The organism is Streptomyces sp. NPDC001828, assembly GCF_042892175.1.
Classification (GTDB): Bacteria; Actinomycetota; Actinomycetes; order Streptomycetales; family Streptomycetaceae; genus Streptomyces.
The window spans coordinates 1341444-1366468 of sequence record NZ_JBIATV010000001.1 but is presented as its reverse complement, the minus strand read 5'-3'; the positions used below and the strand labels follow the sequence as shown (position 1 = coordinate 1366468).

Annotated in this window: 23 protein-coding genes; 7 read left to right on the top strand and 16 right to left on the bottom strand. The window is 70.4% G+C overall.

The window, feature by feature from the left end; genetic code table 11:
• The first annotated feature begins 453 nt into the window (after positions 1-453).
• Positions 454-1866: a hypothetical protein gene (locus ACFYZA_RS06370; RefSeq protein WP_388487758.1), complete on the top strand. Its 1413-nt coding sequence runs from the start codon at positions 454-456 to the stop codon at positions 1864-1866.
• A 657-nt stretch (positions 1867-2523) separates the two neighbouring features.
• Here ACFYZA_RS06370 and ACFYZA_RS06365 read toward each other — a convergent pair.
• A complete protein-coding gene (locus ACFYZA_RS06365; RefSeq protein ID WP_388487756.1) occupies positions 2524-3081 on the bottom strand; it encodes a hypothetical protein in 558 nt (185 codons plus the stop codon).
• Between the two features lie 599 nt (positions 3082-3680).
• On the bottom strand, positions 3681-4649 hold the full coding sequence (locus ACFYZA_RS06360) for an SDR family NAD(P)-dependent oxidoreductase (RefSeq protein WP_388487753.1): 969 nt from the start codon (positions 4647-4649) through the stop codon (positions 3681-3683).
• Positions 4650-4713: 64 nt separating this feature from the next.
• Between ACFYZA_RS06360 and ACFYZA_RS06355 the strand changes: the two genes are divergently transcribed.
• Positions 4714-5286, top strand: a complete 573-nt coding sequence (locus tag ACFYZA_RS06355) for a TetR/AcrR family transcriptional regulator (protein WP_388487751.1) — start codon at positions 4714-4716, stop codon at positions 5284-5286.
• Positions 5287-5480: 194 nt separating this feature from the next.
• Here ACFYZA_RS06355 and ACFYZA_RS06350 read toward each other — a convergent pair whose 3' ends face one another.
• Positions 5481-5891: a winged helix-turn-helix transcriptional regulator gene (locus ACFYZA_RS06350; protein WP_388487748.1), complete on the bottom strand. Its 411-nt coding sequence runs from the start codon at positions 5889-5891 to the stop codon at positions 5481-5483.
• A gap of 100 nt (positions 5892-5991) precedes the next feature.
• Here ACFYZA_RS06350 and ACFYZA_RS06345 point away from each other — a divergent pair, with 100 nt between their 5' ends.
• The gene (locus ACFYZA_RS06345; RefSeq protein ID WP_388487745.1) at positions 5992-6870 is read left to right on the top strand and encodes an alpha/beta fold hydrolase; all 879 of its coding nucleotides are present in this window, start codon (positions 5992-5994) and stop codon (positions 6868-6870) included.
• A 102-nt stretch (positions 6871-6972) separates the two neighbouring features.
• Here the strand turns inward: ACFYZA_RS06345 and ACFYZA_RS06340 are convergent, their stop codons facing one another.
• The 6 genes from ACFYZA_RS06340 to ACFYZA_RS06315 form a co-directional block, all read right to left on the bottom strand.
• On the bottom strand, positions 6973-8160 hold the full coding sequence (locus ACFYZA_RS06340) for an anhydro-N-acetylmuramic acid kinase (RefSeq protein WP_388487743.1): 1188 nt from the start codon (positions 8158-8160) through the stop codon (positions 6973-6975).
• Positions 8161-8163: 3 nt separating this feature from the next.
• Positions 8164-9468 (bottom strand): MFS transporter, encoded by a 1305-nt coding sequence (locus ACFYZA_RS06335; protein WP_388487741.1) that lies wholly within the window; start codon positions 9466-9468, stop codon positions 8164-8166.
• Between the two features lie 157 nt (positions 9469-9625).
• Positions 9626-9847 carry a DUF6980 family protein gene (locus ACFYZA_RS06330; RefSeq protein WP_388487739.1) on the bottom strand — a complete coding sequence of 74 codons (222 nt, stop codon included), beginning with the start codon at positions 9845-9847 and terminating at the stop codon, positions 9626-9628.
• Positions 9844-10638, bottom strand: a complete 795-nt coding sequence (locus ACFYZA_RS06325; RefSeq protein WP_388487737.1) for a class I SAM-dependent methyltransferase — start codon at positions 10636-10638, stop codon at positions 9844-9846. Before ACFYZA_RS06325 ends, ACFYZA_RS06330 begins: the two co-directional genes overlap by 4 nt.
• Before the next feature lie 192 nt (positions 10639-10830).
• Positions 10831-12276, bottom strand: a complete 1446-nt coding sequence (locus ACFYZA_RS06320; RefSeq protein WP_388487735.1) for an amidohydrolase family protein — start codon at positions 12274-12276, stop codon at positions 10831-10833.
• Between the two features lie 61 nt (positions 12277-12337).
• Complete coding sequence (locus ACFYZA_RS06315; RefSeq protein ID WP_388487733.1) at positions 12338-13291, bottom strand: amidohydrolase family protein; 954 nt, start codon at positions 13289-13291, stop codon at positions 12338-12340.
• A gap of 150 nt (positions 13292-13441) precedes the next feature.
• Between ACFYZA_RS06315 and ACFYZA_RS06310 the strand changes: the two genes are divergently transcribed.
• Positions 13442-14203, top strand: a complete 762-nt coding sequence (locus ACFYZA_RS06310) for an IclR family transcriptional regulator (protein WP_388488008.1) — start codon at positions 13442-13444, stop codon at positions 14201-14203.
• A 294-nt stretch (positions 14204-14497) separates the two neighbouring features.
• Here the strand turns inward: ACFYZA_RS06310 and ACFYZA_RS06305 are convergent, their stop codons facing one another.
• On the bottom strand, positions 14498-15538 hold the full coding sequence (locus tag ACFYZA_RS06305; protein WP_388487731.1) for a hypothetical protein: 1041 nt from the start codon (positions 15536-15538) through the stop codon (positions 14498-14500).
• Positions 15539-15769: 231 nt separating this feature from the next.
• A complete protein-coding gene (locus ACFYZA_RS06300) occupies positions 15770-16465 on the bottom strand; it encodes a hypothetical protein (RefSeq protein ID WP_388487730.1) in 696 nt (231 codons plus the stop codon).
• Positions 16466-16581: 116 nt separating this feature from the next.
• Between ACFYZA_RS06300 and ACFYZA_RS06295 the strand changes: the two genes are divergently transcribed.
• Positions 16582-17229, top strand: coding sequence for a TetR/AcrR family transcriptional regulator (locus ACFYZA_RS06295; RefSeq protein ID WP_388487727.1), 648 nt, complete (start codon positions 16582-16584; stop codon positions 17227-17229).
• Positions 17230-17299: 70 nt separating this feature from the next.
• Here ACFYZA_RS06295 and ACFYZA_RS06290 read toward each other — a convergent pair whose 3' ends face one another.
• Complete coding sequence (locus ACFYZA_RS06290; protein WP_382589620.1) at positions 17300-17926, bottom strand: ATP-binding protein; 627 nt, start codon at positions 17924-17926, stop codon at positions 17300-17302.
• A 62-nt stretch (positions 17927-17988) separates the two neighbouring features.
• Positions 17989-18717: a TetR/AcrR family transcriptional regulator gene (locus tag ACFYZA_RS06285; RefSeq protein WP_388487725.1), complete on the bottom strand. Its 729-nt coding sequence runs from the start codon at positions 18715-18717 to the stop codon at positions 17989-17991.
• A 95-nt stretch (positions 18718-18812) separates the two neighbouring features.
• Between ACFYZA_RS06285 and ACFYZA_RS06280 the strand changes: the two genes are divergently transcribed.
• Positions 18813-19943: an FAD-dependent oxidoreductase gene (locus ACFYZA_RS06280; protein WP_388487723.1), complete on the top strand. Its 1131-nt coding sequence runs from the start codon at positions 18813-18815 to the stop codon at positions 19941-19943.
• A 121-nt stretch (positions 19944-20064) separates the two neighbouring features.
• Here the strand turns inward: ACFYZA_RS06280 and ACFYZA_RS06275 are convergent, their stop codons facing one another.
• A complete protein-coding gene (locus ACFYZA_RS06275; RefSeq protein WP_388487720.1) occupies positions 20065-21465 on the bottom strand; it encodes a DUF6777 domain-containing protein in 1401 nt (466 codons plus the stop codon).
• Positions 21466-21628: 163 nt separating this feature from the next.
• On the opposite strand from ACFYZA_RS06275, the gene ACFYZA_RS06270 reads away from it, so the two are divergent.
• On the top strand, positions 21629-22930 hold the full coding sequence (locus tag ACFYZA_RS06270) for a streptophobe family protein (protein ID WP_388487718.1): 1302 nt from the start codon (positions 21629-21631) through the stop codon (positions 22928-22930).
• A gap of 12 nt (positions 22931-22942) precedes the next feature.
• Here the strand turns inward: ACFYZA_RS06270 and ACFYZA_RS06265 are convergent, their stop codons facing one another.
• Both ACFYZA_RS06265 and ACFYZA_RS06260 read right to left on the bottom strand, forming a co-directional pair.
• Positions 22943-23998 carry a serine/threonine-protein kinase gene (locus ACFYZA_RS06265; protein ID WP_388487716.1) on the bottom strand — a complete coding sequence of 352 codons (1056 nt, stop codon included), beginning with the start codon at positions 23996-23998 and terminating at the stop codon, positions 22943-22945.
• Entirely contained in the window at positions 23998-25020 is a 1023-nt protein-coding gene (locus ACFYZA_RS06260; RefSeq protein ID WP_388487713.1) for a hypothetical protein, read from the bottom strand. Before ACFYZA_RS06260 ends, ACFYZA_RS06265 begins: the two co-directional genes overlap by 1 nt.
• Between the last annotated feature and the right edge of the window lie 5 nt (positions 25021-25025).

The window sequence follows — 25025 nt, the reverse complement described above, 5'->3', positions numbered from 1 at the left end:
TGCGGGCTTGTCCGCTCCGCTGCACGGGCCCTGCCCCGCTGCACCCCGCACCACGAGGAGCCGTCCGTACGCCCCGGTCGCACCTCGTCAGCCGTCCGTGCCGGGGCTGCGACCCCGGCGCAAGAACCGGCGGCCGGCCTTGCCGCCCCCCCGGCGCCGAGCGGCTGCCACCTCGGGAAGCCGACGCGGGGCGACCGGACGCGGGGCGCGCACCTCCCCACCCCCAGCTCCAGCCACGCGGCCGAAGTGAACTCACGTCCCGTGGACGCTTCTTCGCACTCGACATGTCCTGCCGGGCTTGCCCACCTCCGCACGACCGATGACGCCCGGCCATGCCCCCGCGTGCCACTCCGCCAACTGTTCATCGCACAATTGGTGTTCTCTGCCGCCCCTCTGACAGCAAATCAACAACCAGCAGGGCAGGCACGCCGAGACCGACGCTACGTAAATGGGATGAGTATGTGGACTGCCCTGGAGCCCCCCGCCACCACCGTCGCCCCCGGTGACAGCGCCGTCGTCAGGCTGCGGGTGCGCAATACGGGGGACACCGTCGAGGAGTACCGGCTTACGCCGGTCGGTGAGGCGGCCGGGTGGGCGCGGGTCGAGCCGGCCGCGTTGCGGCTGTATCCCGGGGCGGAGGGCACTGCCGACATCACGTTCGCGCCGCCGCGTACCTCGGACGCCGTCGCCGGGCCGAGTGTGTTCGGTATCCGGGTGGAGCCGCGTGAGCGTCCGTATGAGGCGGATGTCGTCGAGGGCCGTCTCACGATCGGTCCGTTCGCCGAGATGCGGGCGGAACTGGTTCCGCGTTCGGTGCGGGGCCGGCGTCGCGCGCGTGGGCGCCTGGCCGTCGACAACCTGGGCAATCAGCCGCTGACGGCGTCGTTCTCCACCCGTGACAACGGGGACGCGGCCAATGTCGAGGCCAACCCGACCGCGGTGCGGGTCGATCCCGGCCGGGCCGGATTCGCCGAGGTGGCGCTCACGGCCGTGAACGTGACCTGGTTCGGCGGGACGCGTCAACACCCTTTCACCGTCTCGGTGTTGAGGTCGGGTGACGCGGCCCCGCAGGAGCTGCGCGGCACCTATCTCCAGCCGTCGGTGTTCCCGCGCTGGGTCCTGGCGGTGGGTTCGATCCTGCTGGCGCTGCTCGTCGCGTTCGTGATGATCTGGCTCCGGCACGACACCGGCGTCAAGAGCCAGGCGGCGGAGCAGGCACCGGCCAAGCAGGTGCCGCTCCCGCAGGGTTCGCAGAGCGCGCTGCCGTCCGCGCCGCCGTCCCCGTCGACGCAGCCGTCCCCGCCGCCGTCGGCCCCCGCGCCGCCGGCGCCCAAGCCGAAGCCGGAGAGCGGCGGTTCCGGAGGGGGCGGCGGCGGTGGCGGTCCGAAGAAGCCCACGTACGACCCGACGAAGCTGGTCCGGATCCAGTCCGGGCTCGGTAAGTACCTGACGACGAAAACCTCTGACTCGCGGGAGGGGCGTAACGTCACGACCTGGGCCGAGATCAAGGACAACCCCACGTGGGACCAGTACTGGTACGTCCGGCCGCTGCCGCGCGACGAGTTCGCCTTCACCTCCTCCTCCGAGCCGTGGGCCGTCATCGACAACCTGCGGGAGGGCAACCAGATCCAGATGTGGGGGGCCGTCGGGCGTGAGCCCAGTCTCACGAACGGGCAGATGACCAGCAACCAGAAGTGGGCAATCCAGCCGATCGAGGGGGCGGACGGATTTGTTCGCCTGATCAGCAAGGACGACGGATGGTGCATGTCCGACCTGTCACCCAATGACAAGGTGCTCCAAGTCGCGGAGGTCCGCCCCTGCGGAGCACTCCCCGCCGACCAGCAACGCTGGCGCATAGTCTCCTGAACAGATAGCCGGCTGCGGAGCGGTAGAAGCATGCCGACGACATCCCGCCGCCATGCGGACCAGACCAGGGCGGCCTGGAGCCCATCACGTGGACAGCTCCAGCCGGCCTCCCCGCGGTAGTGCCGGTTCACGCCTGCCGGCGGGCCCCGCGTCGTACCTGTCGGCGGGCCTCTGCGGAGCCGGGGTGACTGCCCGGCCCCGTCGAGGGCTGCCCGGCCGGATCCCTGCACGTCGGGCACGGCACGCCCGGCACTATCCGTACCGGCTCCCCCGCCGCGCCGGGCACGTCGCCGCGTGGCCCCCGACCGACGCCGGTGCCGAACCACCCTGCGTCACCACGCGGCTGCGCACCCCCGCTCGGCCGCCGGTCAACTCATGCACGACCGGACCGGCCCGGACGAGTACGAGCTGTCTCACTGCGTGCTGCTGCCCGGAGCCGCACTCGACACCCCGCCCCGTCCCGTCTTGACCACACCATCGGCGGGCTCCATACCGGCCCCGGCCCACCGGCCGGGCGGATGCTTCATCGCTCTCGAGGCCAGGAGGCACCCGGTGACCGTCCGGCAGTCGCACTCGCGTGACCCGAAACGAGCCGCCGGACCGGCTCTCCGCCACGAGGGCGAGACCCGCAGATTGATCACGAGCCGAATGCGGCCTCTAGTAGGCGTTGTCGACCCACCAGGACTGGTAGCCGGAGTTCTTTGACGGATCGTTGCAGGGGTAGCCACGCACGCCGTACTCGGAGTCGTCGAGGCAGTTCCACGGGGCATTGATTCCGTTGCGTACCACCTGGGTGGTGGCGCCGGAGCTGGTGGTGAAGAACTCCAGCGCCCACTTCTGGTAACCGTTGGCGAAGCTGGGGTTATTGCAGTCGTAGGTACGGAGGCCGTAGTCGGAGGACCAGTCGAGGCAGCGGCCGGTGTTGACGTTCTGGAGCTGGCCGTAGCCGGAAGACCAGTTGATGACGTGCCAGCGCTGCCAGCCGCCGTCGACGCTGGGCTGGTTGCACTCGTAGGTGCGCAGTCCGAAGTCGTTGGAGTCGTCGAGGCAGCCGCCCGTCCAGTGCGAGCCGATGACGTAGTCGTGTCCGACCTGCCAGCTGTAGGCGATGCCGCCGTCGGCGTGGGCAGCGGTGGCGCCGGTGAAGCCGATGCCGGCGGCGATCGCGAGTGCGGCGGTGGATCTTGCGAGGCGCTTTCCGAGCTTCTTGAGCATGGTGCCCTCCCTGACGTTTGTGGTCCAACAGACTGCGCGGCCGCACCGAACCCTCTCCGTGAACGGCCCTGCCCAAGCGCGGCCTTGTCCTGCCATCACGACCTTGTCCGGCCATCAGCCGGACGCCTTCGGCCGCTGTCTGGCGTAACGCGCTCGCGGGCGGTGCGTCCGCCGACGGGCCGGCCGACAGCGTGCCGCTTGCGACGGCGGTGACTCATCCGTCATCCGGTAGTTCAGGGTGTACGACCTCTGCGGGTCGCCGTCTTGGCCCAGCCCCTGTGGCCCCGCCAACCGATCGTTCAGCCACGGGCCCGGACCGCCACTGGGGGTCGGGCGACAGCCGTCGCGACCCTCACCGCTGCTGCCTGAACCGAACGCTTCACCGCTGTTCCCTTCATTGCGCGGAACCGCTGAGCACCACGGTGACGTTACGGATACCGGTCCTGCGACCGTCCTTGGTTCGTCCTAACCCCTGGCTGGGGACCCGGCCGATCACTGAGAGCCACATGGCCTCGCGCCCGCCGTCGGCAACCGCCTCCCGCGCGAACACCGCGTCCCTCCGTGCCGCCCCGGACTCAACTGGCCCAGGCAGTAAGGGATCAGGCGCGAAGCAGGTCGGCCGAGGCAGTCCAGAGGCGCTTGGCGATGGCGGGGTCGAGCGCCCATTCCTTGACACCGTGCGGGTGCTGCGCGAGATCGGCGTCGTCCGGCACGGTGTAGGCCTCTTGTGCGTCGTCGAGGTAGTGGCCTCCGGAGTGAGCGAATTCGGGGGCGACGGCCGCGACGATGCTGGTCGCGGCTCCCTGCTCGACCGTCTTGTAGGTGAAGACTCCGGCGGCCTCGGCCGCGGCGAGCGACTCCTTCTGTGCCGTTGTGAAATTCCGCTGCAGCCCCGTCGCGATACCGCCGGGGTTCACCGCATTCGCGACGATGCCGTCGGACGCCCAGAGACGGGTCGCCTCGACGGCGAAGAGAGAGTTCGCCGTCTTCGACTGGGCGTAGGCGATCTGCGGGTCGTAGCCGCGACGCTCGAAGTGGAGGTCGTCGAAGTCGATGCCGGAGCGCATGTGCGCCGTCGAACTGACCGAGACGATCCGTGCCCCCTCGCGGTCGGCCGCTCCCAGAGCCAGCGCGTCATGAAGGCCGCAGGCCAGGGCGAAGTGGCCGAGGTGGTTTGTCGCGAATTGGAGTTCCCACCCTTCACGCGTCCGCTCGAGGCCACCGGTAACCACGCCGGCGTTGTTGATCAGCAGGTGGAGCGGGCCACGCCACGCGTCGACGAATCGTGTGACGGAGTTCCGATCGGCCAGGTCGAGCCGGACGACCGGGGGACGGATCCCTTCGGTCGACTTCTCGATCGCGTCAGCGACGGTGTCACCCGCAGTCGTGTTCCGGACAGCGAGCGTCACTTCCGCCCCGGCACCGGCCAGTGCACGAGCTGTCTCGATCCCGAGTCCGGAAGAAGCCCCCGTCACGATCGCGCGGAGCCCGACGAGACCGACGCCTTGCAGCACCTCATCTGCGGTACTGGAGGCAGTGAAAGGCGTGGAGATGAGTGCGTGAGCCATGGCATCGAACTATACGCACAGGACTTGATTTGTATAGTTAGGATCCCGCCCTTACGGTGGTTCCATGAGCAGTCCTGATGCTGGCCCCCCGCCGCCGACGGTCGTCGATACCGCTCGCCGGACCCTGGTTCTGGACTCCGCGATGGTCACGTTCGCGCGGTTCGGTTACCGGAAGGCCTCGATGGAGGAAGTGGCGCGGGCGGCGGACATCTCCCGGCCCGGGCTCTACTTTCTCTTCTCCTCGAAGGAGACTCTGTTCCGAGCCGCGGTCACCCAGGCCCTGGAGCGGGACATCGCAGCGGTCGAACACGTCCTGGCCGAGGCCCAACGCCCCCTTCAAGAGCGCCTCGTTGAAGCCTTCGACCACTGGGCGGGCCGCTACATCGGCCCGCTGACGCGCGATGTAGCGGCGGTCATCGAGGCCAACCCCGACCTCCTCGGAGAGATCGCCGAAACCACACCTCGACGTTTCGAGGAACTGATCACAGACGCGATCGCCGTCGCGTCAGGACAAGACGCTGCCCCTCTGGTCGCACAGACGATGATCAGCACATCGATCGGCCTCAAGCATCAAGCCGAATCGCGGGAGTTCTACCTCGACCGGCTGAAGGTCGCTATCGATCTGCTGGTGCGCTAAAGGCGTCGTGGAAGCGGTCGTTCGGCGTATGCGGTCTTTGGTTGCGCGACCGCACTATCATCGGCCCCCGCCAGGCCTCTGGCGGGGCCGCAGTGGGTGCAGCTCCCGGGCAGAGGCTGTCCCCCACCGCTCGAATGCGGCTTCGGGTTGCCTGCTCCGTAGGACGGCGACAAGCCAAGGCGGATCCGTTCCGCCTATTCCTCATCCACCTCTTGGTCGGCCAATTCGTTGGCGCGGTCGATCTCGGGCATGTGCGTCTCCGCCCAGGTCCGCAGCCCGGCAAGCGCGGCTTCCAAGGACAGCCCGAGCTTGGTGAGTTGGTAGAAGACCCGTGGCGGCACGGTCGGTTCGACCCTGCGTGACACCAGCCCGTCGCGGGTCAGGCTTCGCAGCGTCACGGACAGCATCTTCTGCGAGACGCCAGGCATCCGCCGTCTCAGCTCCGCGAAACGCACCTCCCCCGGCGCGGCATCGGCGAGCGTCTTGACGGCCATGGATGTCCACTTCGTACCGATGCGGTCCAGCAACTGCCGCGTGGGGCACTGGGGATCGAACAGATCACCGCGCACCCCGCGACCTGCGGCCCGGGCTCCTCGGGTGGTCACCTGCGGCTCACCACCTTCCCCGAAAGTGCCGTCTGGGCAGCAGTCGGACAGTTACCTATCGTTGCGTGGTCACCAATGGTAACCACTTAGGGGAGCCGTCATGGCCGCCACCAGCGCACACCGACTCCGCCGTATCGCGACGAACGGCGTCCAACTCAACGTCGCCATCGCCGGGGACGGACCCGCTGTACTCCTGCTGCACGGCTTCCCCCACACCTGGCAACTCTGGAGCGGCATCATCGGGCAACTGGCCGAGCGATACCGGGTCATCGCCCCGGACCTGCGGGGCTTCGGTGCCAGCACACGAGCCGTCGACGGTTACGACGCCGGCACCCTCGCCGCCGACGCCGAAGGGCTGCTCGACGCACTCGGCGAGCCCTCCGCAGCGGTGGTCGGCATCGACGCGGGCACCGCCCCCGCCGTCCTGCTCGCGCTGCGCCGCCCCGACCTCGTCCGGCGCCTGGTCGTGATGGAGGCACTCCTCGGCCGCCTGCCGGGAGCAGAACACGCCGTCGCGGGCGGCGCACCGTGGTGGTTCGGCTTCCACGCCGTCCCCGGCCTCGCCGAGGCGGTCCTGGCCGGTAATGAGGCCCCCTACATTGACTACTTCCTCAACTCCGGGACGTTCGGGCGCGGAGTACCCGACGACATCCGCGCGGCCTTCATCCACGCGTTCACCGGGAGCGAGGCCCTGCGCTGCGCGTTTTCCTACTACCGGGCCCTGCCCACCAGCGCGCGACAGCTCCAGGACGCCGCCGCGACAGCCCGGCTGACCATGCCCACCATGGCCATCGGCTCCCATCCCGTCGGCACCGGACTCGAACGCCAACTCCACCCTCTCACCGACGACTTGGTCGGACACCACCTCCAGGACTGCGGCCACATCATCCCCCTCGACCGCCCCGACGCATTGCTCGCGCTCCTCTCCCCCTTCCTCGCCGCCGATCTGCCCCGCACTCCCGGCCCATGCGACAGGTAGTCACCGCGAGGCCGACACACACCGCCGTTCACACTCCTGCCCACGGTGTCGACCGTCGGCCGGCGGCGCCCAAGTCCAAGGCAGAAGAGGCAGTCAAGGCAGTCAAGGCAGCGGAGGCATCCCGCCTCTCCGGAAGGTCTCCACGACCAGCCGGTCCGGTGACCGTTGTGCGGGTGGTGGCAGTCGCAGGCCCTTCCGGCCCGGGGTGATCGAGCCGAGGACGCTCGGATGACGGGCCCCGGTGCTTCGCGGGTGGGTGGAGGGCAGGCCGTGTGCGGTAAGGAAGCCGAGGACCGCGAAGGCGTAAGCCTCCTTCGCATCGGAGGGCAGGCCCAGCTCGTCGGATTGGCGCAGTGCCAGGTTCGGGAGGTGTTCGGCGAGCATCGCCATCAGGACGGGGTTGCGGGTGCCACCGCCCGAGACGATCACCTCGGACGCGCCGACCGCGTCCACGGCGTCCGCGACCGTCCGGGCCGTGAGCGCGGTGAGCGTGGCGATCACGTCCTCGGCGGCCAGTGGGCCCAGACCGGCCAACGCGCCCTGCCAATACCCGGGTTGGAACAGTTCCTTGCCGGTGGTCTTGGGTGCGGACAGCGCGTAGTAGGGCTCGCCGAGCAGACGCCGCAGCAGCGCCTCGTGGACCGTGCCGCGCGCGGCCAGGGCTCCTTCCACGTCGTACGCGAGCCGTCCCCCGCTGAACTCCCGGGCCGCCGCGTCGATCAGCGCGCACCCCGGCCCGGTGTCGAAGGCGGTGCCGTCGGGGGCGGTGAGGTTGGCGATGCCGCCCAGGTTCAGCGCGACGGGCCTCCCCGGCCGGCCGCGCAGCCACAGCACGTCGAACAGGCTCACCAGCGGCGCGCCCTGGCCCCCGGCGGCGATGTCGCGTGGTCGGAAGTCGGCGACCACAGGCAGCCCGGTCGCCTCCGCGATCCACGCGGGCTGCCCCAGCTGCAGGGTGCCGTGCACCTGTCCGTCGACGGCCCAGTGGTAGCAGGTCTGACCGTGCGAGGCGACCAACTCGGCCCGCCCGTCGCACAGTTCACGGTCGGCGCGGAGGGCCGCCGCGGCGAACGCCTGCCCGATGCGGGTGTCGAGGCGGCACACCTCGGCCATCGTGGTGGCCGCCGGGGGCAGGGCGGCGGCCAGTGTCTCCCGCAGCCCGTCCTCGTACCCCTCACTCACAAGACCCAGCGGTGTCAGGACGAGGCTGTCGCCGGTGAGGCTCAGGTCGGCCGCCGCCGCGTCGATCGCATCGTGCGACGTACCGGACATCAGGCCGATCACCCGCATGTCTCAACTCCCCTTCCTGTACGAGACGTTGGCGAGCGCGATGACGCTCACCGCGCAGGCCGCCGCCGCGTAGTACCCGGGGATGTCGACGTTCCCGGTGCGTTTGACTGTTTCCGTGATGATGAGGCCCGCACACCCCGAGAACACGGCATTGGACAGGGCGTAGGCGAGTCCGAGACCGGTGTAGCGCACGCTGGTGGGGAACATCTCGGCGAGCATCGCCGGTCCCGGGCCCGCCATCAGCCCCACCACCGCGCCCCCGGCACACACCGCCACACCTTTGGCCGCGTTCGACGTCCCGGTGTCCTGAAGGAGGTGGAGCAGCGGCACCGCCAGGACGACCACGAGCCCCGCGCCGGCCAGCATCACCGGCCGGCGCCCGATCCTGTCGCTGAGCAGCCCCGCCGGGACGATCGTGGCCGCGAAACCGAGATTGGCCAGCACCGTCGCCAGCAGCGCCTGCCGGAAGGACGCGTTCAACGTGCTCTGCAGATAGGAGGGGAGCACCACCAGGAGGGTGTAGCCCGACGCCGCCCAGCCCATGACACGCCCGGCCCCGAGAGCGACCGCGCGCACCACCTCGGCTGCGGCAGGCCGCTCGAACTCCCCTTTCCGCCCCTGTTCCCGCTCCGCCGCGAAGGCCGGCGTCTCCGCCAGCCGCAGCCGCAGCCACAGTGCGCCCAGCCCCATCGGCAGCGTCATCAGGAACGGCAACCGCCAGCCCCAGTCGCCCAGTTGCTTCTCGCTGAGCAGTGTGGCGAGCAGTGCCGCCGCGCCCGCACCGCCCAGCAGTCCCAGCGCCACCGTGAACGACTGCCACGACCCGTACAGCCCACGCCGCCCAGGTGGCGCGAACTCGGTCATCACCGACACCGCACCCCCGAACTCCCCACCCGCAGAGAGCCCCTGCAGCACCCTCAAAAACGTGAGCAGCCAGGGGGCGACAGCACCGACCGTGGCATACGTCGGCAGCACACCGATCGCCGTCGTCGCTCCCGTCATCAGCACGATCACCACGATCAGCACCGGACGCCGCCCGACCCGGTCACCGAGCCGGCCGAACACAGCCGCCCCCACCGGCCGGAAGAAGAACGCCAGCGCGAACGACGCGTACGTCTTCACCAGCGCCTCCACCTCGCTGCCGCCCTCCGGAGTGAAGAAACGCGCGGCGATGATCGTCGCGAAGTAGCCGTACACACCGAACTCGTACCACTCGATGAAATTCCCCACCGAGCCCGCGACCAGCGCTCCACGCGACCGCCCGGGCCGGAGGGCCTCCAGACCCGGACCATGTTCGGGAGCAGTCATGAAATCCCTTCCTGGAAGACCGGAGGACATCCGTGACGGGCCAACCCGCAGACGGATAACGAGTCTTACTCCAGAGAGTGCTGACCGCCCGCGGCTTTCAAGACGACTGACCGTCAGCCAGCCGACATCCAGCAATGGCTTGGAGACCGCTGGTCCGTCAGTCCTGTGGCAGTTCAGCGAGCCAGCGATCGTCCTGGAAGGCGGCAGGGACCCAGTCGATCGTGATGCTCGATGTGTCGCCGTCATGGATGATCAGCCCGTACTCCTGGAACTTGGCGCTGAACTCGATCAGTGCGTCCGGGCAGGCGAAAGGGTCGTCGTGCTGGTCGCAGCGCACGTTGGCGCGGCCGTTCATCGCTTCGCAGCAGTGGTGGGTCATGACCTCGGCTTGACCGACAGCGTCGCGAAATAGTGGGACATGTATTGAGCGGATGCGTTGGATTGGTGCGGCGCTTCCGTGAAGCCGGTGAGGATGAATCCCGCGGCGAGTTGCCCGGCGATCTGGTCGGTGAGGGTGTGGCTGTATTCAAGAGGGGCATCCGCGCCGAACTTCGTGGCGCGTTCCTCGGCCGAGTAGTGCGTGACATCGCTGTAGGGCAGCTGGTGCACGACGACCATCTCGCCGCGCTCGTCGAGCGCCTCGTGGTCGAACAAGTACGCATCAGGGTTGAGGAAGCCGGCGAGCAGAGTTCCGCCCGGTCGCAGGACGCGGAAGCACTCACGCCACACCGGTGCCACGTCCGGTACGAACAGGTTGGACACCGGATGGAATACGACGTCGAAGGTTGCGTCGCCGAACGCGCTGAGGTCGCGCATGTCCCCCAGAACGGTGCGCAGTTCCAGTCCGTCGCGCGCCGCCACCATCTGGTCCTGGCCGAGCTGGAGGGGTGAGTTGTCGAACACCGTGACCCGCGCCCCTGCGGCGGAGAGGATCGGACCCTGCTGGCCACCGCCGGAGGCCAGGCACAACACGTCCTTGCCGGTCAGATCGGTCGGCAGCCAGGAGCGGTCGACCGGCTCATGCCCGATGAGAACAATCGACCAGTCGCCCGTGCGGGCACGCTCGACATCCTCAGTGCTCACCGGCCTCGACCACTCGTTGCCCTCTTGGACACACTTGTCCCAGGCCGCCCGATTGTGGGCAGCGGGGTCGACATCATCGTCCCGCACGTTCAACTCCCTGCTGCAGCCAAGCGGACACCTGCGGCACTGGCAGGTCGGTGCCGCCAGCCAACACGATTGCGGGGTTCGGGCTCAACGAAATTACTGACCCTGCGGTCGTGATGTCGTGAGGGTTGTTGGACCGGTGGCTGGGGCAGCACCAGAAGTGGTGCTGCCCTGCCGCTGGCACAGCAGCCCGTTTCAGTGGGCGCCGGGCTTGGCGGCGACGCGTTCCAGAACGGCGTCCAGCTCGGCGCGCGACCACCAGGAGCCGGCCCTCATCACTCCCGCGATCTCGCGGAGAGCGGTGTGGCTCTCCAGCGGGTCCCCGTCGAGGAGGACCAGGTCGGCAGGCATCCCGGCGGCAACACGGCCGAACTCGCCTTCCTCGTCCAGGAATCGGGCCGGCTCCGTGGTCGTCATCCGCAGGATGGTCAACGGGTCGAGGCCGGCCTCGGCGAGGTGGTCGAACTCGTCGTGGAGTGCGAAACCCGGGATGACCCCCGCTGCCCCGCACGCGTCGGTTCCCGCGACCATGGGGACTCCGGCGTTGGCGAAGGTCTTCGTCATCCTCAACTGGGCGGCCCAGTGATGGTGCAGGGCGTTGCGGGTGACGTCGGGGAGTTTGGAGAACTTCTTCGCCGACTTGTCCCAGGCGCGCAGTTCCTCGGCGGCCATGTAACGGCGCCTCGGGTCCTCGGTATGTTCGGTCGAGTCGCCGAACTGCTGCGTGTGGACCCTGATCAAGGTCGGGCACTGCCAGGTGGTGTGCTCGGCGAAAAGGGCCGCCAGCTCCTCCGCCTTCTGCTGATCGTAGGAGCCGTCGGCGAGGGCGTAGGCGTGGGCTTCCCGTTCGGACGTGCCTGTCGCCGGGTTCGTCACCAGCCCCTTGATCAGCTTCGTCGCCAGCGCTTCGGCGCCGGGGACCTTGATCCTGGGGATCGGCGGGAGATTACGCGTGGCATTGCTCGCGCGGACCTCGTTCTCCAGGGAGGACGCCGCGGCGAACACGGTGACACCGGGGCCGAGATGCTCGATCGACCACACCCCTGCGCGGGCGGCTTCGCGGGGGTCGAGGTCCGCCGGGAGATGACCACCCAGCCGGATTCCGAGGCGGTTCGCCTCCTGGAGGGCGGCCAGGAAGGTCTCCCGGGTCGTCAGGGCCGCTTTGATGAAGTCGGCTCCGTCCCGGTGCTGTTCCCGCACGGCCTGAATCGCGCTCTCGGTGGTGTTCGCGTTCAGCGGCGTCAGCAGGTCACCTGCGGTCGCCTTGAGTTCCGGCGCGCCGTTCGGCCGTGGCAGTGTGCCCATGCGCCGGGACTTGAGCAGTTCCCTGTTTCCCGACATCTGGCGGAAGCCGACGACGCCATTGGCGAGCATCAGCGCATACGTGCCGTCGACGTCCTTCGGTGTGTTCAGGGCGTGCAGGTGCATGTCCATGAACGCCGGGACGACGAACCGGCCCTGTCCCTCCACCACGTGTGCGTCCGAGGCCGGGGCCCCGGTCGCCGTCACCGCCGTGATCCGGTTCCCCTCGACCACCACGTCCTGTCCGGTTGTACGGGACCCGTCCAGCGGGTCGACCACGATGACGTCCCGCACCAGCACCCGTCCGGTGATCGAGGACGGGTCGACGTACCTGCTCATGTCTCTCCCTGCTGTCATGGCTGCTTCGGGACTCGGGATGCGGGATGCGGGGGGGCGGCAGTCACCCGGCGAACAGCCGCTGTGCGTTACGGGTGGTGAGGTCCCGCCAGGTGTCGGTGGAGGACGGCTGCGCCGCCGAGTCGACGGACGCGACCTGAGCGAGCGCCCCTTCGGCGGGTGTCCAGCAGTAGTCGCTGCCGTACAAAAGGCGCTCGGTGCCGAACGCCGCGTCGAGGGCCGGGATCTGGCGCGGGAAGGGCGTCCCCGCCATGTCGTACCAGAGGTGCCCGAAGTGCTTCAGGGCGCTGTGCGGGCCGCCTTCGGGGCCACCACCCATGACAGCGCCGAACATGTCCATACGGTCGGCGACCAGTGGCAGCACTCCCCCGCCGTGGGTCAGCACCCAGCGAATCCGCGGATAGCGTGCGAGGACTCCCCGCAGGAGCAGGTCGCTCGCCGTGCGGGCGGTGTCGAAGAGGAACTCCAGCATCGGCCGCGGCCGCCCCAGGGACAGCTCGTCCGCGTGGGGCGGTGACGTGGGGTGGACGAAGACGACGGCTGCGCGGCGGTCGAGGTCCTCCCACAGCGGTTCGAACCGGGGGTCGCCGAGGTAGACACCGTGGTGATTGGACTCCACGGTCACCCCGTCCGCGCCCAGTACGTCGAGGGCGTGGGCGGCTTCCGCGAGCGAGCTCTCCACGTCGGGCAGGGGAAGGGACGCGAAGTGGCCGAACCGCTGGGGCCGTTCGGCCCGCACTCGGGCGCCGAACTCGTTGACCTCCCGGGCCAGCGACCGCGCCGCGTCGTCGTCGCCGAAGTGCACGCCGGGAGAGGAGATCGACAGGTACGACTTGTCGATACCGGAGCGCTCCATCAGGTCGAGGTGCTGTTCGACGCTCCACGAAGGCCAGCCGGGCATCCCGTCGGGGTGCTCGATCCCGGCGGACCGAGCGGCGGTCACATAGCTGTCGGTGACGAAATGGGCGTGGACGTCGATGAGGCCGGTCGGGGTCATGCGGGCTCCCTTGGATGCGGCTGCGTACCTGAACGAGCGTAGGAAGGGAGCCGTACGCTGGCATGTGTGATGCCGATGAATGAAACGGGGAATTCCGCCGGAGGCGACCGGCCGAGACGCGGAGGGAAACCCGCTGCGGGGCAACCTGTCATCGACCGGGCATTTGCCCTGCTCAGGGCTTTCGACAGTGACCATCGCGCACAGACTCTCGCGGAACTCGCACAGCGCAGCGGCACGCCCCGCAGCAGCACCCTGCGGCTCGCCCGTTCGCTCGTCCAGGTGGGTGCGCTGGAGCGCCTCGACGACGGCCGCTATGTCGTGGGGCTGCGCCTGCTGGAGACCGCTTCTCTGGCGCCGCGCGGCCACGGGCTACGGTCCGTGGCCATGCCGTACATGGAAGACCTCTTCCACGTCACCCGCCAGCACGTGCTGCTTGCCGTGCGCGAGCAGGGTGAGGCGCTGCTCGTGGAGCGGCTTTCGGCGCTCGACGCAAGCCCGGTGCGCTATCGCGTGGGCGGCCGTCTTCCGCTCGCGTCCACCGGCGCCGGACTGGTGCTGCTGGCCTTCGCCCCGACGGACGTTCAGGAGCAGGCGATCGCCGGCTACCAGCCCGGCGAGGGAGATGAGGACATCTGCACCTCGACCGACCTGCGCCGGGTGCTCGCCGAGGTCCGGCGCGGTGACCACGCCTTCGGCCGGCAGCGCCACCCGTGGAGGCTGTACACCGTGGCCGCTCCGGTCCGCAGCGGCAACGAGGTGGTGGCGGCGTTGTCGGTCGTGGCGCCCAGTACCGGCTTCGCGGAGGCCGGCTACGGTCCGGCCGTGCGCGCGACGGCCCGGGCGATATCCCGCCGACTCGACGAGGACGGACAGCGGGCGGGCCGCCCCGGCACCTTCGTGTCGCCGGATTGACCCCACGCGCCGCTGATGGGACCGCGAGAACTCCGGCCGGTACGGAGCATGCTGGAACCTTCTGGTGTGAAGTGCTCTTGACGCTGGGCCAGGGTGCGGCGACGGCAGGGATCGCTGCCCCCTGTGGGCGCCGTCGTCTCGTGGACGCCGCGCCTTTCGTCTCTTCCTTCCGGTCGTCTCGTCTCTTCCTTCCGGTCGTCGTCACCCGGCGAGGGCAGGGCTACGGCGCAGAGTGAGCGTCTCGCAGACCGTCGGGGCTTCGGGGTCGCAGAAGTCCGTCACGTCCCGTGCGGGTCAGGCAGGACTGGCGAGTTCCCGGTCCTCGTCCTCGACGGCTCCGGAGGCGGCGACCACCGTGGAGTGGGCTCCCGAGGAGCGCCTGCCGCGACGATCGGCGAGCAGGGCGAGGCCGATCCCCACGACGACCCAGGCCCCCAGCACCATGGCGGGGAAGCCGCCGCCCGTCCCGCCGAAGAAGGCGTTGGCGCGCAGGAGGCTGCCGGAGGCGCCCGGGGGCAGCAACTGGCCGGCGGCCGCCCATCCGTTGGGGAGCCAGTGCGGACCGGTGGCCAGGCCCGAGAGTGGGTTGCCGAGCAGCATCATGAGAGCGCCGCCGAGGGCGAAGCCGGCGATCCCCAGGCGGGCCTGGAGGCCGAGAAGGACCGTGGACATGGCGGCCATGCCGAGGATGACTCCGAGGGCGGTGAGCCCGTAGTTGCCGTCGATCGAGTGCGTACCGAACTGCAGGACGGCGGTCACGGCCGCGCCGGCCACCACGGAGAACAGCAGCGCCCCCGTGAGTCGGATCCGAAGCCCGCGGTGGCCGGGGAAGACGCTGCCGAGGATCAGGGCGGGGAAGATCCCGCCGAAGATCATCGGCATCAGCGCTGCGGTCAGGCCCGCGCCTCGGGGGTCGTCCTGGGTGAACGGCACCAGTTCGTGAACGGTGGCCCGCGTATTCTTCTGGGCCGCTACGCCGTTACCGAGCGCGGTGAGGGCGCTGGTGGCCGAGGGGCCGCCGGCGGTGGCGGTGTAGACGTCCACGCCGTGAGGGGTGAGCGCGAGACCGCCCGAGACGTCCCCGCTCTTGACGGCCGACGCGACGGCATCGGAGGTCTCGTAGCGGCGGACGTCCCAGGTGGGGCCGTCGACTTTCTTCTGGAGGGCCTCGACCGCCTGAGCGGGCCCGGTGACGCCTACGGGCACGTGGTGGGGGCCGCTGTGGAGCGAGGGCAGCGCGAAGGCGCACAGCATCGCTGTGATGAGGGCCGCCAGTCCGAGGACGACCAGGGTCAGCTTGCGCCCCGTTCCGGGCGGGGTGGGGTGGTGCGACATGGTGGGGTCTTTCCGTGCTGGGCCGCAAGCGCTCCATCGGCGGGGCCCTCGGCCTGCGGGGGTCGTGGAGGCAATCGGCCTGGGGCAGGGAGACGGAGGCCGCGTACGCCGGTGCGTCGATGGGTGTTCGCGCTGCCGTGTCGGGCGGCCGGGGCCTACTGGGCCGTAGCCGCCCGATGTCCGATGTCCGACTGGCGACGTCAACCGACGGCAGGCGTCACCCGCACGTACTCAGGCCTGAGCCGCCGCCGCGGCGACGATCCAGTTCCTGAACTCGACGGCGTAGTGGCGGAGATGGTGGTCCAGGACGTCGTCCGGGCACGTGACGGGGAAGTAGACCGACAGGTTCGCTGTGAAGCCGTCGGTAGTGTCGCCGAACTGGATCAGAGCCCGCCCGACGATCGTGCCGTCGGTGAGGAAGAGGTTGGAGGACATCTTGCGGGGATACTCGGACTCCGGGAGGAGCTCGTCCGCGTCCTCCGCCCAGGCCATCTCGTCCGTTCCCCAGCCGCCCATGTAGAAGTCGGCGACGTGGGGCCCGATGTTCTCCACCACGCGCGCCCCGATGTCGTCGGTGCCCATCACGTAGTGCTCGGGGTGCGCCGCGAGGAGCGCCTTCTCGTCGCCGGCGAAGGCCTTGTCCATCCAGGCCAGGAACGCGGCCGATGAAAGACCCTGGGTCGTGAGCACCGTCGTGCCCGCCTTGAATCGGCCCTCGGACGCGAGGGCGCTCTCTCGCAGGAAGGCGTTGCCTTCCTCGATGTCCTCGGCCAGCAGGTCGAGCAGGCCCTGGCGGCCCAGTCGCGTCCGGAAGCGGTCCAGGGCACGGCGGGCGTAGAACAGCTCGAAATCGTCGATGGTCCCGGCGCCGGCGGGCCCCGAGGTCAGCGTGACGGTCACGGGCGGCGAAGTCTGATTGTCGGTCATCGTCGAACCTCCATAGAATGCGAATGTAAGTTCACGTTCGCATTTCGAGAGTACCCAGAGGACCGCTCCCCTTGTCAACGGAACCCGCTGAAGTCACCGCCGATACGATGCGGAACATGACCTCTGAGCCCGACCGCCCAGCCCGCTATCGGGAGCCCCAGCAGGCCCGTAGTGCCGCGACGCTGGCTCGCGTCCTGCAAGCGGCCGAGCACATCGCGTCCTCGGCGGGCCTGGAAGAGATGACGATCGCGGGCGTCGCGGAACGCGCCGGCGTCTCGGTCGGCACGATCTACCGCCGCTTCGAGGACAAGGAGCAGTTGATCACCGCTCTCACCGAGCGGATGCTGGAGCGGCGCGAGGAGTACGTGGCCGAGCAGCTGGGGAAGGCCGAGCCGTCGCTCGCCGGTGTCATGGACGCCTACGCGCACGCCCTGCTGCGGTCATTCGCCGACAGCGCCATCTTCCCGGAGCTGCTGCGCGTCCGAGGAGCCCGCAGTCTGGACCGCGGCGGCCGCACCATCCTCGAGATCCACCGCCTCCTGCTCGAAGCGGCAGCTCCCTACGCCGACCAGATCCGGCGCTCCGACCGCCAGGCGGCGCTGGACACCGTGGCCCGCGCGATCCTCGGCGCCTGCTTCCACAACTCCGTACGCCCCGACCCCGTCACAGGCGAGACGGCTCAGCGGCGATACGCGGACGAACTCAGCGACATGGCGATCACCTATCTCCTCACTCCCAACCGCCCGCGCACCACGCTCACTTAGGCGTCGTCCCAGTGGTGCCAGGCGCGCAGTCCCTGGATGGGGCAGCGAGAGCCCCCACTCGTGCCGTGCGTCAGCCGCTCTGGCGATCGTCGATCGCGACGGACAGGTGCGGCCATCTTGTTACGAGCCGCGACAGCTCGTCCGCGATCGACGCAGCCGCCGTGCGCACGGGCTCGTCGGGGCGGAAGTGGACCGTCGTGCCGGTCGTGCCGTCGTCGGCGATCGGTATCAGGCCGGTCGTGGGAATGCCGTGTTCGTAGCGCTGGTTCCAGGCCCCGCCCGCACGGCGGTTGGTGTGGACGAGCCATTGGCTGAGCGCCGCGACGACGGACATACCGCGGCGTGGATGGCCGTCGGGAAGCAGTTGCGCGTCGGGGTGATCGAAGAACCGGAGGTCCTTTGTCGCCATGACCGGCTTCTTCACGGCTCGTCCATGGTCGTCGAAGCGGGTGTCGGTGCCTCGCCCGTCGTCCGCGACCGACACCGATCCATCGGCATGGCAGGTGATGGTGCAACGCCCTGCGCCCCTCGCCTCCGCCTCGTCGGCTGCGTACGCGACGACTTCCAGGATCAGGTGCCGCGTACCACTCGGCGCGAACGTGGCCCAGTCCTGCCGGATGCGCGTGAGGTGGTGGACGTCCACGGTGCTCGTCCAGTCGTGCGTCGTGTTGCGCCACGGAACCGTTGATCTGTCCATTCAGGAAGTATCCACACGGCGCAGACAAGTTCGAGACGTGGGCGGCCACCGCACGCCGCAGGTCAACTGGATGCCGCCGGCCGCAGGTTGTTCATGAGCAGGCCGAGGGTGAACTCGAAGCGGTCGTGTCCGGTGCCGGAGATCAGCTCGGCGGCATGGCGTCGAGTCTGCGGGAATCTGTCGGCAGGCAGTGCGGTGAAGCGGTCCAGCAACTCCTCGTCGCTGAGCACCCATTCCTGATCCTGGCGCCGGCGCCGTTGCCGGACCAGTGACTGCTCCAGCGCGTAGGCGCTGACGTAGAGGGAGAGCGCGTCGCGGGCCCATGCGGCCGTCCTCGGTTCGATTCCGCCCGCGAGCAGGATCACCAGGATTCCTTCGCCGACCCGCAGTGTTTCCAGGTTGGTCGGCACCATGGCCATCGCGGCGCGCGAGACCCCGGGGTACTCCAGGTACAGGTCGCGGATCTGTGTGTACACCCCGAGCAACTGCTCGCGCCATGCGGCTGGGTCCGGTTCTGGGAGCACGACCCCGGCGTAGAGCCGGCCGATCAGCAGATCGTCGATGTCGTCCTTGTTCACGATGTGCGCGTACAGCGACGACGGACCGGTGCCGAGCACGGCGGCGACCCGCCGGATGGTCAGCGCGTCATACCCCTCGGTGGCGACGACTTCCAGCGCGGCGTCGGTGATCCGTCCGACGGTGATCGGCTTCTTGCGCGGTGCCGACGCGGCGGACTCCGCCGGAGGTTGGGCATGGCGAGCTGAGCGGCGTTGGCGGGGATCGGCGGTCATGCCGACCACTATAGCTTGACACGAACTAAGTTCGTTGAATAGAACTTAGATCGTCAAAGCGAACTAAGTTCGTTCCGGTGTCATGGAGGTGTGTGATGCGAGTTTCCGTTATCGGAGCCGGTCTGGGAGGCCTGGCTCTCGCGCAGGGTCTGCGTGGCACCGGGATCGAGGCCGACGTGTTCGAGAGGGACGCGGGGATCGGCGCACGGTTCCAGGGCTACCGGCTGATGCTGAACCCGATCGGTTTCCAGGCGGTGCGCGACTGCCTGCCGACGCGCTGGCACCCGCTGCTGGACGAGATCGTCATGGACGCCTCCGCCGAGCAGCTGATCCTGGATCCGCGGCTGAACGAGATCGGCAGGCTCGGCATGGGCCGGACCGGCATCGTGGTCGACCGGCAGGTGCTGCGGCACCTGTTGCTGACCGGCCTCACCGTGCACACCGATGCCGCGCTGACCGGGTACCAGGTGCTGGCCAACGGCAAGGTCCAGGCCCGGTTCGCCCGGCGCGACCCGGTCACCGCGGACCTGCTCGTCGGCGCGGACGGTGTCACCTCCGCGGTCCGCGGGGTGCTGTCGCCGGGGACCACCCCGACCGACACCGGCGTCCGGTTCGTCATCGGACGCACCCCGCTGACCGACGAGTTCACCGGCCTGTCCCAGGCGTACGGCTCGAAGATCACGGGTGACGGCGTCAGCCTGCTGCTCGGAGCGATGCGCTTCCGCACCCCGCCCAGGCTGGCCGCCGAGCAACTGGCTCCCGAGGTCACGCTGCCCGACATGGGCGACTACGTGCGCTGGGCCATGATCCTCCCGCCGAACGGCGCGTCCGGAGATCGGACCGCGACCGCGCAGGACGCCGTGCTTGCCAGGATGGAAGGGTGGCACCCGGAGCTGCGCGCGCTGATCGAGCAGGCCGACCCGGACAACAGCACCCTGCTGTCCATCCGGACCGTCAAGCCCGGCGAGCGCTGGGCGTCCGGCCCGGTCACGCTGCTCGGCGACGCCATCCACGCCACCTCCCCCACCGGCGGCAACGGCGCGAACACCGCGCTGCGCGACGCCGACCTGCTGCGCCGCTGCCTGATCGAGGCGGGCGAAAGACGCCAAGACCTGCTCAGCGCGGTCGACGCCTACGAGCGGCAGATGTTCGAGTACGGCGCCGAGGCCGTGCGCAGCAGTCTGGAGAAGCTGCCCGCCTTCGCCCCCGGAGCGAAACTGTCCTGACGTCGAATGCCAGTGGTGATCGACCAGCGGCCCGTAGCCGGCCGCCAGGTCGAACGCGCCACCTCGCGCCGGAGATGTCCGCGGTCTTGAGGGTGTCGCCACCCCGTCGGAACCTCGTGGATCAGGAGGATCCCACCGTCCCGGGGGCCGAGGGCGGTTGAGCGGGCTCGGACGACGCGGGTGACTCCTCAGAGGCCGATGCGGGGGGATGCGTGGCGATCGAGGACGAGGACCGCGTGGCGGGCGAGGACGGTGGCCGTGTGGCGGGCGAGGAGGGAGGTCGCGTGGCGGGCGAGGAGGGGGGCCGCGTGGCAGCTGAGGAGGGGGGCTGCGTGGGGGGCGAGGACGACGGGGCGGACGGCGGGACCGACGCGGGCCCGCAAGGGTTCGCCGAGGAGGTGTCGGCGGGGAGGGAATCGCACGGCGACGGACTGGCCGCCGAGGACGACTCGCCGGCGGACGGCAAGTCGGACGGACTGGAGGAGGGGGTGGTCACCGGCGGCTTCGTCTTCGTGTCGCCGGTGCCCGTGTCGCCCTTGTGCCGTTCGAACCAGGCACCGCCGTCCGGGTCGTACACGACGAATTTGTTCACCACCCGCGCGGCGGGTGCCACGACCACGACGTTCGAGGGCTGGTACCCGGGCCACGCCTCTCCCGTCCGCTTCGGTGTGCCCTTCTGCGCTACGGGCGGCAGCAGCGGGTTGCCGCAGGCGCAGCGCACCCGTGGCACGCCGCGGTCGTCGACGAGCACCGCGGTGCCGGCCTGCAGCACCGCCTGGTAGCTGGTGGGGGCACCACCGCGATAGCCGTGGTTGGTCACGCGGGTGTCCAGCCGCAGCTGCACGGGCGTGAGGGAGTGCAGGTAGCCGGGGACGCCGGACGGTTCGATGCCGAGAACGGAGGCGAACGCCTTGTTCTTGGCCGGGTCCTTCTGGAGCGCGCCGACCTGTTTGTCCACGTCGCAGCTGCCGACCTTCCGCGTTCCGCCGTAGAGGCCGGGCGCGGCGCCGTCGACACCGCGCGTCACGTTGGCCGAGGCCGACGAGCTCGGCAGCGCGACCGGGGAAGGCGGCGTCGAGTCGTTGCGGGCCGTCGACTCGGTGAAGGGGTCGGGGCCCGACTTTCCCGCAGGCTGGAGGAGGATCTCGCCGCCGGCTTTCGATGAGCCGTCGGGGCGAGTGAGGACGACGGCCAGCACCGCCGCCGCCACCACGACGGCGGAGATCGCCGCGATGCGCGGCGCGGACTTCCACCACGGGCGGCCCGGCCCGGGGCCCGCGCCGGAGCCTTCGCCCGGCCGCCCGCCCCCGCCGTGCCCGCCACTGCCGCCGGCCGGCCCGCTCGGCGGGGCGCTGCTCGGCGGCCCCGACGGCCGCTCGGCCCCCGGAGGCGGCGTCGACCCGGCACGGGTCGCACCCGCCTGCGTGTCGTCCGGCCCGGAACGGCTCGGCTGTGAAGGGCCCGAAAGCGGGCCCGAGGGCGGTCCTGTGGGTCGTCCTGACGACGGCGGCTCGACGCTCACGAACACTTCTTCCCTGCGTAGGGGGATCTGGCGTAGGGGCTCTGCGGCGTACGTTTTGTTCCTCTACGCGCCTATTGTGTGCCCCGGCTTCCGGGGGCCCGCAAGCTGACGCGGTCGGCCCTCCCGACGGGCGAGCCGGTCCGGCGCTGCTTAGCGTGACGACGTGAGCGAGCAGACACCACCACGGCGGACAGCGGCGCAGCGACCGGAGCAGCGCCGACGGGCACCCCACGGCTGGCCCCACGCCCTGGTGGCCGTACTCGCCTCCTTGGTGGCCATGGCCGTCGTAGCCGGGCTCGGCCTGTGGGCAGCGGGCGCCGCCGACCTGCCCGACGGGGCGTTCCCGCGTGTCGTGGCGGCCGTCGTGGTGATGGCGGTAGGTGGTTCCGTGGGGCTCTCCGGTGACGCCGGGGTGATCGCAGGGACGAACGCCGGGCTCTCCGTGCTCCCGCTCTCCGTCAGCCTCGTCGGGGCTCTGTTGATCGCCGCCGGATTCCTCCGGCCGCTGCGGCACCGGGCCGTCGCCGACGTGAAGGAACTCGCCGGCTGGGCCGCCCGCATCGCGGTGATCTGGCTCCTGCTCCTCATCGGCCTCGGCCTGCTGGCCCGGCACCGCTTCACGATCGCGCTCGGGAACGGCACCGTCGGCGACATCGGCGGCCTCCTGGACTCCTCGCCCAAGGTCGGGTTCGAGACCGACGTGCCGCTGACTCTCGTCTTCGGACTGCTGTGGCTCGCGGGCGTCCTCGCGCTGGTCCTGCTCGTCTCGCGCGGGGCGCCGCTCCCCGCCCGTCTGCTGCGCTTTCAGGAGTCGGTACGCCCCGCGGCCTTCGCCATGCTGGTCCTGCTGCTGTCGTATGTCGCTCTGGGATTCGTCATCGGTCTCGTCGTGGCGGCGACACGGGGACATGCCGCCGAGACGCTCGCGGTACTGCTGCTCGGGCTGCCGAACCTCGTGTGGCTCGCCTTCACCCTGGGCATCGGCGCGTCGTGGGAGGGCCGGGTGGACGGCCCATTCGGACTGCCGATGCCTCAAGTCCTGGGCGACGTACTGCGCACACCGAAGGACACCACGCTCAGCCTGAACACGCTCGCCGTCCACGACGGCCGGGTGTGGTGGCTGCTGGTCGTCGCGGCGGTCCTGGTGCTGGGCGCCGCGTTCCTGATGGCAGCCCGGTCCCCGGTGCGGATGCGGGCCTGGCAGCACGCCGTGCACATGGCGGTTGCGCTGACTCTCACGGTGCTCGCCGTCTGCCTCCTGGCCGGCGTGTCCGCCCACTACGGCCTCTCGCTCCTCGGCATCGGGGATCTCGGCGGCGGGCTTTCCGGCCTGGTGGAGCTGCGGCCCCAGCTGTGGCGTGCTCTCGTCCTGGCGGTGGCCTGGGGCCTGGTCTCGGGGTTCCTCGGCGGCCTGTTCGCGCGGCGGGTGCACCGGCGGGGCGAGGTGGAGGCCAACCCCGCCTGAGCCGGGCGCGGGTCAGCCGGCCAGGCTCCGGAAGACCGGCCGGGCCCAGCGGGGCGGCTCGGGAGGCGCGCCGGGATCAGCCGGCATTCCCACCACATGGCGATCCACCCTCGTCGGGGGATGGCCCGAGGCGGTGCCTCCCGTGGCCGCGGCCCGCAGTGCGGCGGTGAATTCGAGGCAGGAGCCGTACCGGTCCTCGGGACGCTTGGCCAGCGCCTGCGCGAGGACCCCGTCGAGGGCGACGGCGACGCCGGGCCTCTTCTCCGTAAGGCGCGGCGGCTCGTCGTACTGATGGGCCCAGAGGAGCGCGATGTCGTCGTCGCGCTGGAACGGCGGCCCACCCGCCATGGTTTCGTACACGACACAGGCGAGGCTGTAGACATCGCATCGACCGTCCACCGGGCGGCCCGATATCTGCTCCGGGGCCACGTAGTCGAGGGTGCCGACGAACTGGCCCACGGTCGTGAACCCGGTGAGTGAGAGCGACTTCTTCGTGAGGCCGAAGTCCGTGAGGTAGGCGTGCTCCGGGTGGTCACTGTCCGTGCCCTTGGCCACGAGGATGTTGCCGGGCTTGACGTCTCGGTGGACCAGCCCGTGGTCGTGTGCTGCGTCGAGCGCGGACGCGACCTGCGTGGCGATGCGGAGGGCGGCTTCGACGGAGAGCGGCCCCGCGTGGTCGAGCAGGTGGCGCAGATCGCGTCCGGGGACGTACCGCATGGCGATGTAGAGCACCCCGTCCGTCTCCCCCGCCTCGAAGACCGGCACGATGTGCGGGTGCTCGATCGCGGCGGCCACGCGTGACTCGTACGTGAAGCGCTGCCGGAAGGTGTCGTTGCGTGCGAGCTCGGGGGCGAGCAGCTTGAGGGCGACGGTCCGGTCGAGGCGCAGGTCCTTGGCGCGGTAGACGACGGCCATGCCGCCCCGGCCGATCTCGCCCTCGACCCGGTAACCCGCGATCCGCTTCCCGATCAGTTCGGAGGGCCGCCCGGAGTGTGGGCTCGAGCCGGGCTCCCCCGGAGCGTGCCTGGAGTGTGGACTCGGGCCGGGCTCCCCCGGCTCGGGGGCCATCAGGCCTCACCGGGCCGGAGCGGCGGATCGGGATCGGTCGCCTCGGGAGGGCGGAGCGGGGTGGGCCGCCCGCCGTGCGTGGCCGGTCGCTCGTTGTGCGGGGCGGGTCGCTCGTTGTGCGGGGCGGGTCGCTCGTTGTGCGGGGCGGCGGTCACCCCCGGATCGGCCACGACGGGGGCCACCTGCGTCGGCTCGGCCGCCGCCGCCCCACCGGCACCCGGGCCCCGCCGGTCCGGTTCCTCCCCCGGTTCCTCCCCGTCCGAAGGATGCTCCGTCCCCGACCCGGCTACCGCCTCGACCACCCGCGTCTCCCCCGGCCCCGCCCCACCCCCGGCACCGCCGGTCACGCCCGGCACCATGGCGGTGGGCACCGCATCGGGCGAAGCCACCCCCGACTCGACCACCCTCGTCGGATCCGGCCCCGCCCCACCGCCGACACCAGCACCCCCATCAGCACCCGCACCCGCACCCGTCTTGGTCCAAGTTCCAGCCCCGCCCCCCGCCGCCTCCGCTGTTCCACCATCACGCCCCTCGACGTTCGGCCCCTCCCCCGCCGCGTACGTACTGAGCTGGACCCCGTCGCAGTACACCCACCGCTCGTGTTCGGCGTCGTACAGCCATACCGATTCGCCGTCCACGACCACCCCCACCCGCAGCCCGCGCGTCCGGCGCCGGAAGGATTCCCCGTCGGCACTGCCGCCCGCCAGGTCCTCCGCCGCGCGCCCGTAGTCGGCGAGGGCGTCCTCGGTCCTGGCCAGGAGCGGGCGCGGGTCCGCCGTCCGGGTCAGCGGCCCGCCCGCGCCCGGCGGATCCTGCGGCACCGCGACCAGGAGCCGGCCGTCGACCCACGCCGACCAGCCGTTGGCGCAGACGATCCGCCCCCAGTCGCCGAGCCGGTCGACCAGCTGCACGGGCAGCAGCCCGTCCAGGGGCGTCGTCGGACGGTCCACGTCGGGGGCGTCCCAGGCGGGCAGTCCGTCCTGGGGGACGACATGTGTGGGGCGGAAGTCCGCAGTGGTCATCGCCG

Bases quoted from the DNA above. Each gene is read 5' to 3' on its own strand.
- ACFYZA_RS06340 (WP_388487743.1), bottom strand. From the start codon at position 8,160: ATGCGGGTGATCGGCCTGATGTCCGGTACGTCGCACGATGCGATCGAC.
- ACFYZA_RS06265 (WP_388487716.1), bottom strand. From the start codon at position 23,998: ATGGCCCCCGAGCCGGGGGAGCCCGGCCCGAGTCCACACTCCAGGCAC.
- ACFYZA_RS06360 (WP_388487753.1), bottom strand. From the start codon at position 4,649: ATGGCTCACGCACTCATCTCCACGCCTTTCACTGCCTCCAGTACCGCA.
- ACFYZA_RS06315 (WP_388487733.1), bottom strand. From the start codon at position 13,291: ATGACCCCGACCGGCCTCATCGACGTCCACGCCCATTTCGTCACCGAC.
- ACFYZA_RS06365 (WP_388487756.1), bottom strand. From the start codon at position 3,081: ATGCTCAAGAAGCTCGGAAAGCGCCTCGCAAGATCCACCGCCGCACTC.
- ACFYZA_RS06285 (WP_388487725.1), bottom strand. From the start codon at position 18,717: ATGACCGCCGATCCCCGCCAACGCCGCTCAGCTCGCCATGCCCAACCT.
- ACFYZA_RS06345 (WP_388487745.1), top strand. From the start codon at position 5,992: ATGGCCGCCACCAGCGCACACCGACTCCGCCGTATCGCGACGAACGGC.
- ACFYZA_RS06280 (WP_388487723.1), top strand. From the start codon at position 18,813: ATGCGAGTTTCCGTTATCGGAGCCGGTCTGGGAGGCCTGGCTCTCGCG.
- ACFYZA_RS06370 (WP_388487758.1), top strand. From the start codon at position 454: ATGAGTATGTGGACTGCCCTGGAGCCCCCCGCCACCACCGTCGCCCCC.
- ACFYZA_RS06335 (WP_388487741.1), bottom strand. From the start codon at position 9,468: ATGACTGCTCCCGAACATGGTCCGGGTCTGGAGGCCCTCCGGCCCGGG.
- ACFYZA_RS06305 (WP_388487731.1), bottom strand. From the start codon at position 15,538: ATGTCGCACCACCCCACCCCGCCCGGAACGGGGCGCAAGCTGACCCTG.
- ACFYZA_RS06330 (WP_388487739.1), bottom strand. From the start codon at position 9,847: ATGACCCACCACTGCTGCGAAGCGATGAACGGCCGCGCCAACGTGCGC.
- ACFYZA_RS06295 (WP_388487727.1), top strand. From the start codon at position 16,582: ATGACCTCTGAGCCCGACCGCCCAGCCCGCTATCGGGAGCCCCAGCAG.
- ACFYZA_RS06320 (WP_388487735.1), bottom strand. From the start codon at position 12,276: ATGAGCAGGTACGTCGACCCGTCCTCGATCACCGGACGGGTGCTGGTG.
- ACFYZA_RS06290 (WP_382589620.1), bottom strand. From the start codon at position 17,926: ATGGACAGATCAACGGTTCCGTGGCGCAACACGACGCACGACTGGACG.
- ACFYZA_RS06300 (WP_388487730.1), bottom strand. From the start codon at position 16,465: ATGACCGACAATCAGACTTCGCCGCCCGTGACCGTCACGCTGACCTCG.
- ACFYZA_RS06355 (WP_388487751.1), top strand. From the start codon at position 4,714: ATGAGCAGTCCTGATGCTGGCCCCCCGCCGCCGACGGTCGTCGATACC.
- ACFYZA_RS06260 (WP_388487713.1), bottom strand. From the start codon at position 25,020: ATGACCACTGCGGACTTCCGCCCCACACATGTCGTCCCCCAGGACGGA.